This is a genomic window from Streptomyces sp. AHA2 (genome assembly GCF_036857595.1).
GTDB lineage: Bacteria > Actinomycetota > Actinomycetes > Streptomycetales > Streptomycetaceae > Streptomyces.
Genome location: NZ_JAUQWJ010000003.1, coordinates 134162 through 146425 on the forward strand (window position 1 = coordinate 134162; position 12264 = coordinate 146425).

11 protein-coding genes and 1 tRNA gene are annotated in these 12264 nt (G+C 73.2%); 7 read left to right on the forward strand and 5 right to left on the reverse strand.

Annotation, left to right across the window (positions count from 1 at the left end; genetic code table 11):
- Positions 1 to 148: 148 nt before the first annotated feature.
- Positions 149 to 370: a ferredoxin gene (locus tag Q5694_RS07920; protein ID WP_333931670.1), complete on the forward strand. Its 222-nt coding sequence runs from the start codon at positions 149 to 151 to the stop codon at positions 368 to 370.
- Entirely contained in the window at positions 367 to 1128 is a 762-nt protein-coding gene (locus Q5694_RS07925; RefSeq protein ID WP_333931671.1) for a PIG-L deacetylase family protein, read from the forward strand. The genes Q5694_RS07920 and Q5694_RS07925 overlap by 4 nt, the downstream gene beginning before the upstream one ends.
- A 100-nt stretch (positions 1129 to 1228) precedes the next feature.
- Here the strand turns inward: Q5694_RS07925 and Q5694_RS07930 are convergent, their stop codons facing one another.
- The 3 genes from Q5694_RS07930 to Q5694_RS07940 form a co-directional block, all read right to left on the reverse strand.
- The gene (locus tag Q5694_RS07930; RefSeq protein WP_333931672.1) at positions 1229 to 1969 is read right to left on the reverse strand and encodes a glycosyltransferase family 2 protein; all 741 of its coding nucleotides are present in this window, start codon (positions 1967 to 1969) and stop codon (positions 1229 to 1231) included.
- A gap of 273 nt (positions 1970 to 2242) precedes the next feature.
- Positions 2243 to 2329, reverse strand: a tRNA-Ser gene (locus tag Q5694_RS07935).
- A gap of 61 nt (positions 2330 to 2390) precedes the next feature.
- Complete coding sequence (locus Q5694_RS07940; RefSeq protein WP_333931673.1) at positions 2391 to 3812, reverse strand: S1C family serine protease; 1422 nt, start codon at positions 3810 to 3812, stop codon at positions 2391 to 2393.
- Positions 3813 to 4101: 289 nt separating this feature from the next.
- Between Q5694_RS07940 and Q5694_RS07945 the strand changes: the two genes are divergently transcribed.
- The 3 genes from Q5694_RS07945 (at position 4102) to Q5694_RS07955 (ending at position 7104) form a co-directional block, all read left to right on the forward strand.
- The gene (locus tag Q5694_RS07945; protein ID WP_333931674.1) at positions 4102 to 4929 is read left to right on the forward strand and encodes a glycerophosphodiester phosphodiesterase; all 828 of its coding nucleotides are present in this window, start codon (positions 4102 to 4104) and stop codon (positions 4927 to 4929) included.
- A gap of 152 nt (positions 4930 to 5081) precedes the next feature.
- Positions 5082 to 5720, forward strand: a complete 639-nt coding sequence (locus Q5694_RS07950) for an ATP-binding protein (RefSeq protein WP_333932304.1) — start codon at positions 5082 to 5084, stop codon at positions 5718 to 5720.
- Between the two features lie 418 nt (positions 5721 to 6138).
- Positions 6139 to 7104: a DUF5926 family protein gene (locus Q5694_RS07955; RefSeq protein WP_333931675.1), complete on the forward strand. Its 966-nt coding sequence runs from the start codon at positions 6139 to 6141 to the stop codon at positions 7102 to 7104.
- Positions 7105 to 7338: 234 nt separating this feature from the next.
- Here Q5694_RS07955 and Q5694_RS07960 read toward each other — a convergent pair whose 3' ends face one another.
- Both Q5694_RS07960 and Q5694_RS07965 read right to left on the reverse strand, forming a co-directional pair.
- Positions 7339 to 7929 (reverse strand): hypothetical protein, encoded by a 591-nt coding sequence (locus Q5694_RS07960; protein WP_333931676.1) that lies wholly within the window; start codon positions 7927 to 7929, stop codon positions 7339 to 7341.
- A gap of 55 nt (positions 7930 to 7984) precedes the next feature.
- Entirely contained in the window at positions 7985 to 8650 is a 666-nt protein-coding gene (locus tag Q5694_RS07965; RefSeq protein ID WP_333931677.1) for a bifunctional DNA primase/polymerase, read from the reverse strand.
- A gap of 501 nt (positions 8651 to 9151) precedes the next feature.
- Between Q5694_RS07965 and Q5694_RS07970 the strand changes: the two genes are divergently transcribed.
- Together Q5694_RS07970 and Q5694_RS07975 are read left to right on the forward strand one after the other, a co-directional pair.
- Positions 9152 to 10663: a PP2C family protein-serine/threonine phosphatase gene (locus Q5694_RS07970; RefSeq protein WP_333931678.1), complete on the forward strand. Its 1512-nt coding sequence runs from the start codon at positions 9152 to 9154 to the stop codon at positions 10661 to 10663.
- A gap of 82 nt (positions 10664 to 10745) precedes the next feature.
- A complete protein-coding gene (locus tag Q5694_RS07975; RefSeq protein ID WP_333931679.1) occupies positions 10746 to 12203 on the forward strand; it encodes an aminopeptidase P family protein in 1458 nt (485 codons plus the stop codon).
- The last annotated feature ends 61 nt before the right edge of the window (positions 12204 to 12264 follow it).

Consider the following 12264-nt stretch of genomic DNA (forward strand, 5'->3'; position numbering starts at 1 on the left):
CCGGGCACCCGGCGTCCTCCCGCCCCACCCGCCCGTCCAGGCACGAGGCCGGAACGGCCGGCGAGGCCGGTTCAGCCGGTGGTGCGCTGGGCAGGGAACCCCTGAAACGCACGGCAGGCGACTGCGTCCGGAGGGGGACGAGGGGTTCATGAAGGTCTCGGTCGACCGCGATCTCTGCTACGGCTCCGCCGAGTGTGCCTACCGGGCCCCGGACGTCTTCGAGTTCGTGGACGGCTACGGCGTCGTCCGCCCCGGGGGCGCGGAGTCGGGCGACGACCCGCGGGTGCAGGAAGCGGCGGAGAAGTGCCCGAGTCAGGCGATCCTCCTCACCGGGACACCGGCACGGCCGGGCGGACCGGGCGCCGGATGACGGCACCGGGCCTGCTCGCGGTCTTCGCCCACCCCGACGACGAGTCCCTGTTCGCCGGAGGCGTCCTCGCCCGGCACGCGTCAGCGGGCGGCCGTACAACGGTGGTCACGGCGACCTGGGCGCCGGACAGCACGCGTGCGGCGGAACTGGCCGACGCGCTGCGGGTCCTGGGCGCCGGCGAGCCCCGGATGCTCGGCTGGGCCGACTCACGCGTCCCGCACTCGGCCCCCGGCAGACCACGTCTGTGCGACGCCCCACTGGAGGAGGCGGTGGGCGCCCTGGTGGCGCAGATCCGCGCCGTCCGCCCGGAGATCGTGGTCACCCATGACGCCTACGGCGGCCTCACCGGCCACGAGGACCACGTCCACACGCACCGGATCACCCTGCTCGCCGTCCACGCCGCCGGACTCGAGCGCCTCCACCCCGACGCCGGCGCCCCCTGGCAGCCGAGCGTCCTGTACCTGGCCACGCATCCCCACTCGGCGGTCAGGGCCTGGGGCGAGCACCTGGCCCCGGTGGGCAGGAACCCGCGCACGGTCCCGGACGACCACGTCACCGCCACGGTCGACGTCACGCCCTGGCTGGACCGGAAGGTGGCGGCGGTACTGGCCCACCGCACGGAGGTCCAACGGGGAGCGGCCCCGGCCCTGATCGCCGGCCTCGCCGAGCCCGAGCGCGAACGGCTGCTGGGCACGGAGTACTACAGCCGCCATGCCCTGCTCCCCACGCCGCCACCGCGGGCGGACCACTTGACGTAACGGGACCCGGGGAACGTCTGGAGCGGGAAGGCCGGTGACACGACCGCCCGTCAGCGGCATCAGCGGCATCACCCGGCGGACGACGCACGGCACCGGCGGCTCACTGCTCGGCCGAAGCGCTCCACCGCAGCCGGGACAAGGCGCGCGCCCGTGCCTCCACCACGGCCATCCGGGCCTCCCGCTCACCCCGCTCCACATGGGCCGGCTGCCCCGTCACCTGTCCCTCCCACTTGCGGTACAGCAGCCCGGTCTCCGCCGAGAACCAGCCCCGGCTCACCGCGTCGAGCGCGAGCAGCAACCCGGTGTCCTCGGAGGCGGGCAGGGCCATCCAGCCGCCGAGCGCGAGCAGCAACTCCCGCCGTACGCACAGCGAGGCCGGGTGCACCGGGGCGAGGAAGTCGTTGGCCTTCCACTGCTCCAGCACGGTCCCGCGCTCGATCGGCCCCTCGCCGGGATCGCCGGGGAAGCCGACGGTCGTTCCGTCGGGCAGCAGGTCGAGCACCCGGGAGGTCACCCAGCCGATGCGCGGATCGCCCTCCAGCACGGCGAGGTCCCGCGCGAGCACGCCGGGCGCCAACTGGTCGTCGGCGTCCAGGACCTTCACGTACGCCCCGTCCGCACGGGCCAGCGCGATGGTCCGGGCCACACCGGGCCCGCCGGCCCGTCCCTGCCGGAACGTCACGCGCGGATCGCTCGGCACGTACGGCCGCACGTCCCCGCTCTCCCCGTCCTCCTGGACGACCCACTGCCACCGCCAGCCCTGCGGCAGCCGCTGCTCGCACAGGGAGGCGTAGGCCTGCGGCAGGAAACGGGCGTGGGGCCCGTGCACAGCGGTGACCACGACGACACACCGACCGCCGACGACGACCACCCCTCGACCTCGCCCCGCCGGCGCCCGGGAACCACGACGCCGGCCCACCACCTTGAAAGCCTACGGCCTCCCGATCACCGCCACCGGGGACCCCCGCCGGCAGCACCCCTGTCAACAGGACGGCTGCACGCGCCCCTTGGGCCTCCGCGGCACAGCCGCCGGACGACTTCCCGCACCCACGGCGGAAGGGGTGCCACTCCGGAGAGCTGCACCCCTTCCGACCTGCTAGGTCTGCGACCTCTGCGGAGGTGGTGGGATTTGAACCCACGGTGACATCGCTGCCACGACGGTTTTCAAGACCGTTCCCTTCGGCCGCTCGGGCACACCTCCCCGCGCCGGCCGTGATCGGCGGCGCGGGGACAAGGGTAACGGGTCGGTGCGGGCAGGTGGGTCAGTCGCCGACGCGGGAACCCAGCGTCACGTCGACCGTGCGCTCCTTGCCGTCACGCTCGTACGTGATGGTGACCTTGTCACCGGGCTTGTGCGTCCAGATCTCGCCGATCAGGGTGGGTCCGGAGTCGATCACGCGGTCGTCCAGCTTGGTGATGACGTCACCCGGCTTGAGCCCCGCCTTGGCGGCCGGACCGCCCGGCTCGACCGGTGCCGAGCTGCCCGCGCCCTCGTCCGTGATCTGCGCGCCCCCGGCGCTGTCGTCCAGGGAGACGGACGCGCCGATCTTCGCGTACACCGGCTTGCCGTTCTTGATCAGCTCCTGGGCCACGTACTTGGCCTGGTTGATCGGGATGGCGAAGCCCAGGCCGATCGAACCGGACTGGCCCGTGCCGAAGCCGCCGTTGCCGGTGGACTGGATCGCCGAGTTGATGCCGATGACGTTGCCCCGCCCGTCCAGCAGCGGCCCGCCGGAGTTGCCCGGGTTGATCGAGGCGTCGGTCTGCAGGGCGCTCATGTAGGAGGCCTGGCTGCCGCTGCCGTCGCTGGAGGCCACCGGGCGGTTCTTGGCGCTGATGATGCCCGTCGTCACCGTGTCCGACAGGCCGAAGGGCGCGCCGATCGCGATGGTCGCGTCGCCGACGGCCACCTTGTCCGAGTCGCCGAGGGTGAGCGGCTTCAGGTCGGAGGGCGCGTTCTTGAGCTTGATGACCGCCACGTCGTAGCCCTGGGCGTTGCCGATCACCTCGGCGTCGTACTTCTTGCCGTCCGGGAACGTCGCGCTGAGCTTGCCGCCGTCCACCGCGTCGGCCACCACGTGGTTGTTGGTGACGATGTGGCCCTGCTTGTCGAAGACGAAGCCGGTGCCCGTGCCGCCCTCGCCGCTGGTGCCCTCGGCCTGGATCGTGACCGTGCTGGGCAGCGCCCTGGCGGCCACGCCCGCGACGGTGCCCGGGTCGCGCTTGACGTCCCCGCCGTTGGTGGAGGCGGAGACCGTCGTCGAACCGGTGTTCTCGTCGTTGTCCTTGGCCAGGGTGTAGCCGAGGCCGCCGCCGACGCCGCCGGCGACCAGCGCGGCCACCAGGATCCCGGCGATCAGACCACCGCGCCCGCGACCGGACTTCGGCGCCGGCTGCTGGTACGACGATCCCCAGCCGCCCGATCCGGAACCGGAACCGCCGTCGCCGTACGGGCCGGCCGGCGGCGGGGGCGGCGGCCAGGACGGGTCCGGGGCGGAGGAGGAGACCCCGGGGCCGCCGGGCTGACCGGCGGCGCCCTGCCCGTACGGTCCCTGCGGAGCCTGGCCCTGCGGCCCCTGACCAGCTTGTCCCTGCGGCGCCGGAGCAGCAGCAGGAGCGTCCACCGGCACGGGGGGTGCGGACGGGGCGGGGGGTACCGCGTTGCCCTCGTTCTCGGTGCTCACAGCTTCTCTCCTCGATCCACGGCTGTTTCCTGGGTCGCACGCGGGTGTGCTGCGTGCACGCCGGCGCGACCGGCCCGGCGCGCCTGCGGCGTGCTTGTCCCTTTGTATGCCGTCAGCTTTTCCCACGGGCCGTCAGAGCACCATAAGCGGCGGCTGTGCGTCCGGGGTCGTTCTTTATATAGGTCATCACCGGCGAAAAGGATGCAATCCCAGTGCCGCCGTCCGGAGCGCACCTGCGCGGACTCCGTCCGACCGGACGCGTACCCGCCCACGGTGGCACCATGACGCGGTGACCCACGCACGACAGCACGTGATTCAAGTCGTCGCCCACCGCGGAGCCTCCGAGGACGCCCCGGAACACACCCTGGCCGCGTACACGAAGGCCATCGAGGACGGTGCGGACGCCCTCGAATGCGATGTGCGCCTCACCGCCGACGGCCACCTGGTGTGCGTGCACGACCGCCGCGTCAACCGTACGTCCAACGGCCGCGGTGCCGTCTCCGCCCTGGAGCTCGCCGATCTCGCCGCCCTCGACTTCGGCTCCTGGAAGACGCGCGACGCCTGGAAGGGACGCGACGAGGAGCCGGACTGGGAGCACCGCCCGGAAGACCGCGAGGCGACCTCCGTACTGACCCTGGAACGACTGCTGGAACTCGTCGCCGACGCCGGGCGCCGGGTGGAGCTGGCCATCGAGACCAAGCACCCCACCCGCTGGGCCGGACAGGTCGAGGAGCGGCTGCTGGCCCTGCTGAAGCGGTTCGGCCTCGACTCCCCGGCCACCGCCGACGAGTCACAGGTGCGGGTCATGAGCTTCTCGGCGCGTTCCCTGCACCGCGTGCGTGCCGCCGCGCCGGTCCTGCCGACGGTCTACCTGACCCAGTTCGTCTCACCGCGGCTGCGCGACGGCCGGCTGCCCCCGGGTGTGCGGATCGCCGGCCCCTCGCTGCGGATCGTGCGCAGCCACCCCGCGCACATCGAGCGCCTCAAGCGGGCCGGTCACCAGGTGCACGTGTGGACGGTGAACGAACCGGAGGACGTGGACCTGTGCGCCGGCCTGGGCGTCGACGCGATCATCACCAACCGCCCGCGCGCGGTGCTCGACCGGCTCGGCCGCTGACACTCGGCCCCAGAAGTCCCACGAGCCTCGTGCACACCTCTTGACCCGGCGCCCTCGGCACAGGATCCTCACAACTCGGCCACACCGATGATTTCCAGCCATACGGTCACGGGGGAGTGCACCGGCGCGTTCGCCGTGTGCCGGCCGTCGAAGTGCGTCACCGGAGGTGGATTGGCCGGTTTCCGGTACAGGCCAATGGGGCATCCACACCGTGGCGTGGGGCTGAGGAGGTCTCGGGGGTGGCGTTGGTGGTGGCACAGGAGGTGCCCACGTCGTCGAGCATGGCCGTTCCCCATGGCCCTGCGGGCGTGGGGGAGGCGAGGCACCGGATGCGCGCGCAGCTGCGCAGCGGTGGAGTGGCGGAAGCGGTCATCGACGACGCAGTGCTGATCCTTTCCGAGCTGTTGAGCAACGCGTGCAAGCACGGCAGGCCCCTGGGCGACGCGCTGACCGGTGACGGCGACGTCCGCGCCGCGTGGCGGGTGGACCCGGCCGGCCGGCTCGTCGTGGAGGTCACGGACGGCGGCGGCCCGACCCGCCCCGCCCCCGCGACCCCGTCGGTCACGGCGCACGGCGGCCGCGGGCTGAACATCATCACGGCCCTCGCCGACGACTGGGGCGTGCGCGACGACGTCTGCGGTGAGGTCACCGTGTGGGTCGTCGTCCACGAGGACGTGCGCGACCCGGACGCCGGCCACCGCCGCGACGACTTCGCGACGCGCGTGACGGCCCCGCCGGTCTCCCGGACGGCCGCACGGGACTTCGCGGACGCCCTCGACGAACTGGGCTGAGGACCCGCCGCCGATCGGCGCGGACGTCTCCCGCCGACCGTGGTGGAGCCCCTCCGCCGACCGGAGCGAAGACCCTCCGGGTCGGAGCGAAAGCCCTCCCCGGCCGGGACGAAGGCCCTCTTCCGGCCTGAGCGAAAGCCCTCCCCGAGCCGGGACGAGAACCCTCCTCCGACCGGCACGAGAACCCTCCTGCGAAGGGGGTGAAGGCGCCTCGGCCGCCCGGTGCGGTCAACCTCCGCCGCCCGGGCCGAAGGCGCCTCGCCGTTCCCGGCCGAAGGAGCGCGCGTCGCCGCGGACCGGCGCGTGCGGGGGAGCGCATCGCGACGGGGGCGGTGTTGTCCACAGGAACCCGTCGCCCCGGGCACGAACGGCTAGGCTCGCGACCGTACGAGACGAGCCGTAACCGGGAGACCCATCGATGGCCAAGAAGCGACCCCAGACGAAGGCCAAGCGCCCGCAGATCACGGACGGCGAGGTCCCGGTCGTCGGCGCCCGCGAGCCCTGCCCCTGCGGCAGCGGGCGGCGGTACAAGGCCTGTCACGGCCGGGCCGCCTCGCACGCCGCGACCGAGCTGGTCCACCGTCCCTTCGAGGGCCTGCCTGGCGAGTGCGACTGGGTCGCCCTGCGCGAGCTGGTCCCGGCGGCCACGGTGGCGCTGACCCTCAAGGACGGACTGCCCGAGGGCGTCCCGTCGGTCACGCTGGCCACCGTGCTGCCGATGGCCTGGCCCGCCCTGCGCCGCGACGACGGTTCGGTCCTGCTCGGCCTGCAGAACGACACCTCCTCGGGCGACATCAGCCGCGACCTCGCCGGCACCCTGCAGCGCGCGCTGGAGGCCGCGCCGGGCACGCCCGTCCAGGGCCGCCGCGCCCCGGCCGACAGCCCGCGGCTGCAGGACCTGCTCGACCCGGACGGCGCCTTCGAGCCAGAAGTGCACAGCGGTTTCGAGTTCTGGGTGCCGGACGCGGAGAACGCCACGCCGGAGGTGGCCGCCTCCCTGGAGCGGGCCAACGCCGCGGCGATCCCGACCGTCAAGCTCCAGGGCGTGGACGCCGCCTACTGGTGCGAGACGCCCGAGAAGAACCACCTGCGGTGGGTCATGCCGCATCCCGAGGAGCAGCTTCTGGACGCCCTCGCGCGGCTGCACGCGGCGGGCCGCTCCAGCCTCGGCGAAGGCACCCGCCTGGTCGGCTCCTTCCGCGCCCACGGGCTCACGGTGCCGGTGTGGGACCTGCCGAGCGGCGTCGGCGCCGAGGACGTGGAGAAGCCCGCGGCGGAGTTCGCCGAGCGCCTGGCCAACGCCCTGGCGATGGACACACCGCTCACACCGGAGGAGCGCCGCGCGCGGGGCGGCCTGACCAACCGGCAGGTCACGCTCAGCTGACCGGCACCGTGCGCCCCCCGGCCGGCCGGGTCACCGGCAGGCCGGACCGGCGCGCCCGGGAGGGTTCACAACTCCCGTCGCGGACAAGCCAGTCGGTGACCGGAAAGGCGAGTTCGAATTTGCGAACCGCCGATCTCTTGTTACCGTTCCTGTAGCCCGGTTGCTGGTGCATCCCCCGTCGCCAGCAACCGGGTCTTTTCATGTGCACGCACCCTCACCGTCCGCAGCCGTTCGTCAACCGGCCGTCCAAGCGGGCGAGTTGCTCCCCGAGCGCAGCAGCAGTGGCCCCTGTCCGCCCCGCCTGGCGAATTCGGTGACGGCGGTGTACGCCGCCAGGTCCCCGCGCGCGGGTTCCCCGGGAGTCTCGCAGGTCCCCGGTTCGTCGCCGGCAGCCACCGCGCAGGTGATGCGCACGGTCCGGTCCCCCGGTCCCATCAGACTCAGCACGGCGTCCAGCGCCGCCCCCGTCGCGTTGCGGTAGTAGGTGCGCGCCCAGGTGTCCGCGCCCCGGGCGACCACGCAGGTCTGCGCCTCGATGCCGTCGGGGGAGGCGAGTTCGGGTCCGCAGCGCACGGCGGACGTCTCGTCCCGGCCGGGCGCGGCCGTCCGGGTCGGCCCGCCCCCGGCGCCCGGGTCCGGCCTGCGGGCACCGGCCGCGGCGGAGGAATCGGTACCGGCGGGGCGCGCCGGGGGCCCGGACCGTACGGCCCCCGAGGCCGCCACGGCCAGGGGCAGCGCGACCGCGCACGCCACGAACGTGCCCGCGAGGGCGATCAGTCTGACCTTCCGGGGATCCCGGGCGAGGCCCCGGGCATGACGCCGCATGGCCCCGGCATACAACGCACCGGGGCGCGAGCGGCACTCGGCGCGCCCTGCGGGCCTAGAACTCGGGCGCGCTCACACCCGTACGAGTGAGGACGTCCACCACGGCGTCCACCACGGCCTCGACGTCCGGCACCCACGGGGAGGCGGAGCCGGGCAGCGGCGCGCGCTCCCAGCGGATCTCGCCCTGGCCCGTCTCCGACGGCGGCAGCGCGAGGTAACCGCCCTCGCCGTGGAAGCGGAGCGAGCCCGGCACGAAGTCCTTGGCGTAGAGCAGTTCGCCGAGCTGCTCCAGGGAGTAGGGCTTCACGAGGATCGCCCAGCGGGAGGGGGAGGCGACGACCGGGCCGAGCCGCATGCCCGTCCGGTCCAGGGCCCGCAGGGCGCGGGCGGCCGGGACGGCCGGCAGGGAGACCGCGCAGGGCGCCTTGCCCCCGGTGGCCAGGACGATCGGCGCCGTCGGCCGGTTGCCCCACCACCAGCGGACCATGCGCGCGTCGGTGGTGGCCGCGAGCAGGCCGGGGTCGAAGGGGTGCGCGCCGGGCACCGTGCACTCCGGGTCGGGGCAGGCGCAGCGGTCCGGCCGCTGCGGATCCGCCGTCACACCCGGGAGTACGGGCCACTGCCATTCCGTCGCGTAGGTCAGGGCCGCGCCGATGAGCTCAGGCCTCCCGTCACCGCGCTGGAACAAGAGCCTGCGTCGCCTTCCGGGGATCTCGCGCATGAGCGCTCGTCCTTTCCGTTGCACGCCTGGCAACACCGTGGTCCACATCACAACATGTGTCGATCGCTTCACTGTGCGTACCTGTTGGCGCATCACACCCCTGCCGCGAGCAGGGGGAACCCCTATGGGTCGAGCGTGGGCTGCCTCCGCGGCCGTCCCGCCCATACTGCGTCCATCGAAAGCACGGGCGTGGCGTAGGGGTGGCGAAGTATGGCGTTTGCCGTCGCGCGTATTTCTCTCCGCCTCCGCCACGGGAGGATGGGGCACGGTCGTCGATGGATAGGACGCCCGGTTCCGTCACCAGGTTCCGGGTGATTCCCGACCACCCCTGGCCTTCTCCGAGTACGTACCCATCACGACCGCTGTGACGCTCCGTCGAGCAAGGCCAGTCGACCGCAATAACCCGTCCACTGCGGCAGTTTTAAGCCAAGTTTGCATTTACGCAAGAGGAAGCGAGGACTTCTCTTAAGCCTCACTGACACCAGGAATCCCGGCAGGACAATGCTGGACATCTCCTTACGAGTCCGTGTACATGTGGAGACACTGCTGGCGGCGCAGAATGACATGGGGGTTTGCGATGCTTTTGAGCAGTACGCGCCGGTCCAAAGGCCGGACGTCATGAACGCCCCGCACCCTCCGAAAGTGGCTGGAATCGATTCAACGGTTCCGGCCCCCGCACACACTGTCGCGCCCGCCGCGAGTACCTCCCCGGCCGCCCCCGCAAACCCACCGGCCCCGCCCGGCGCGGTACTTCAGGACCGTCTCGCCGGCTGGGTCTCCGACCTCACCACCCTCCACGAGCTCACCGAACGGCTGGCCCGCACCGCCCGCCTCGACGACGCCCTGCACGAACTACTGCGCGCCGGAGCCGCCCTGGTCGGCGCCAGACGCGGCCTCGTCGTCCTGGAACCCGGCGACGGACTCGGCCCGGACAGCACCATCGGCCTGGGCCTGGGCCGCGCCGACCTCGGTCACATCGAGACCGTGCCGCGCAGCGCCCTGTCCTACGGCCGGATCCTCGACGGACTGCCCGGCGGTGAGGGCGGCATCGCCGACCCCGACCTGTTCGCCGAGGAAGGGCTCGACCCCCGCCACCGCGAGGTCGCGGCCCGCCTCGGCTACGCCGCCAGCTACGCCCTGCCTCTGTCCACCGAGTCCGCCGGGCGCCTCGGCGCCGCCGTCTGGCTCTACGACGAGCCCGCCGAACCGGGCGAGCGGCGGCGCCACCTCGCCGGCCTGTACGCGCGCTACGCCGCCGAGCACCTCACCCGCCTCCTCGAACTGGAGCGCACGCGCGCGTCCATGGCCACCATGTCCGACGAGCTGCTGCCCGCCCGGCTGCCCCGGGTGGCCGGTGTGCAGCTCGCCGCCCGGCACCGCACGGGCCCGCGCGGCGGTGGCGACTGGTACGACGCGCTGCCCCTGCCCGACGCCGCCCTCGGCCTCGCCGTGGGCTCCGTCACCGGCTCCGGGCCCAGTGCGGTCGCGGCCATGGGACGGTTGCGGGCGTCCCTGCGCGCTTACGCCGTGATGGAGGGGGAGGACCCGGTCGCGGTGCTGTCCGACCTGGAGTTGCTGCTGCGCCTGACCGAGCCGGCCCGCTCCGCCACCGCCCTGTTCGGCTACTGCGAACCGGCCGCCCGCAAGATCACGCTGGCCGGTGCCGGGCACAGCCCGCCGCTGCTGATCGGTCCGCGCCGCACCGAGTTCGTCGAGACGTCGGTCTCCGCACCGCTGGGCATGCTCGCCTGCTGGGAGGCGCCGAGCGTCGAGATCCTCGCCGAGCCGGGCGAGACCGTGCTGCTCTACACCGACGGACTGCTGCACCGCACCGGCGAGGCCACCGACCGTGCTTTCGCGCGGCTGCACGCGGCGGCGGCCGGAGTGCCCCGGGCGTTGCGCGGTGACCCCGGGGCGGTCGCCGACCACGTCCTGCGCGGCGTCCTGCCGGACGGGCTCGACGCGCAGGAGGGCGCCGAGGACGTCGTGCTGCTGGCCGCGTACTTCGAGTAACGCTCCTCGTCACCGGCCCCGGGCCCCCTTCCGCACCGCCGTACAGTGGAGGAGGTCCAGTGCCGTACCGAGGAGGATGACCGTGGCCGAGGAGCTCACACCGGAGACCCCGGAAGAGAGCGAAGAGCCGATCAAGCAGCGGAAGAACGGGCTGTACCCGGGCGTGTCCGACGAGCTGGCCGAGAACATGAAGAGCGGCTGGGCCGACACCGAGCTGCGCGACCTCGAGCCCATCCCCCAGGCCGCCCGGACCGCCGCCCGCCGGGCCGCGCTGTCCGCGCGCTTCCCGGGCGAGCGTCTGGTGATCCCCGCCGGCAACCTCAAGACCCGCTCGAACGACACGGAGTACGCCTTCCGCGCCTCCGTCGAGTACGCCTACCTCACCGGCAACCAGACCGAGGACGGCGTCCTGGTCCTGGAGCCCGAGGGCGACGGCCACAAGGCGACGATCTACCTCCTGCCGCGCTCGAACCGCGAGAACGGCGAGTTCTGGCTGGACGGCCAGGGCGAGCTGTGGGTCGGCCGCCGCCACTCCCTCACCGAGGCAGAGAAGCTGTACGGCATCCCGGCCTCCGACGTGCGCGAGCTGCCCGCCGCGCTGCGCGAGGCCACCGGCCCGGTCCGGGTCGTGCGCGGGCACGACGCCGGCATCGAGGCCGCGCTGACCGACAAGGTCACCGCCGAGCGGGACGAGGAACTGCGGGTCTTCCTGTCCGAGGCGCGGCTGGTCAAGGACGAGTTCGAGGTCGGCGAGCTGCAGAAGGCGGTCGACTCGACCGTGCGCGGCTTCGAGGACGTCGTGAAGGTCCTCGACAAGGCCCGGGCGACCTCCGAGCGCTACATCGAGGGCACCTTCTTCCTCCGCGCGCGCGTGGAGGGCAACGACGTCGGCTACGGCACCATCGCCGCGGCCGGACCGCACGCCTGCACGCTGCACTGGGTGCGCAACGACGGTCCCGTGCGCGCGGGCGACCTGCTGCTGCTCGACGCGGGCGTCGAGACGCACACGTACTACACGGCCGACGTGACGCGCACGCTGCCGATCGACGGCCGCTTCACCGAGATCCAGCGCAAGATCTACGACGCCGTGTACGAGGCCCAGGAGGCCGGTATCGCGGCCGTCAAGCCGGGCGCCAAGTACCGGGACTTCCACGACGCCGCGCAGCGGGTGCTGGCCGAGAAGCTCGTCGAGTGGGGTCTGGTCGAGGGACCGGTGGAGCGGGTGCTGGAGCTCGGGCTCCAGCGGCGCTGGACGCTGCACGGCACCGGGCACATGCTCGGCATGGACGTGCACGACTGCGCGGCGGCCCGGGTCGAGACGTACGTCGACGGCACGCTGGAGCCGGGGATGTGCCTCACCGTCGAGCCCGGCCTGTACTTCCAGGCCGACGACCTGACCGTGCCGGAGGAGTACCGCGGCATCGGCGTCCGGATCGAGGACGACATCCTCGTGACCGAGGACGGCAACCGGAACCTCAGTGCCGCGCTGCCCCGGCGCTCCGACGAGGTCGAGGCGTGGATGGCCGCCGTCCAGGGCTGACGACGACACCCCGGGGTGCGGGGGAGCCGGCCGCGCGGCTCCCCCGCACCCCGCCGTGCCT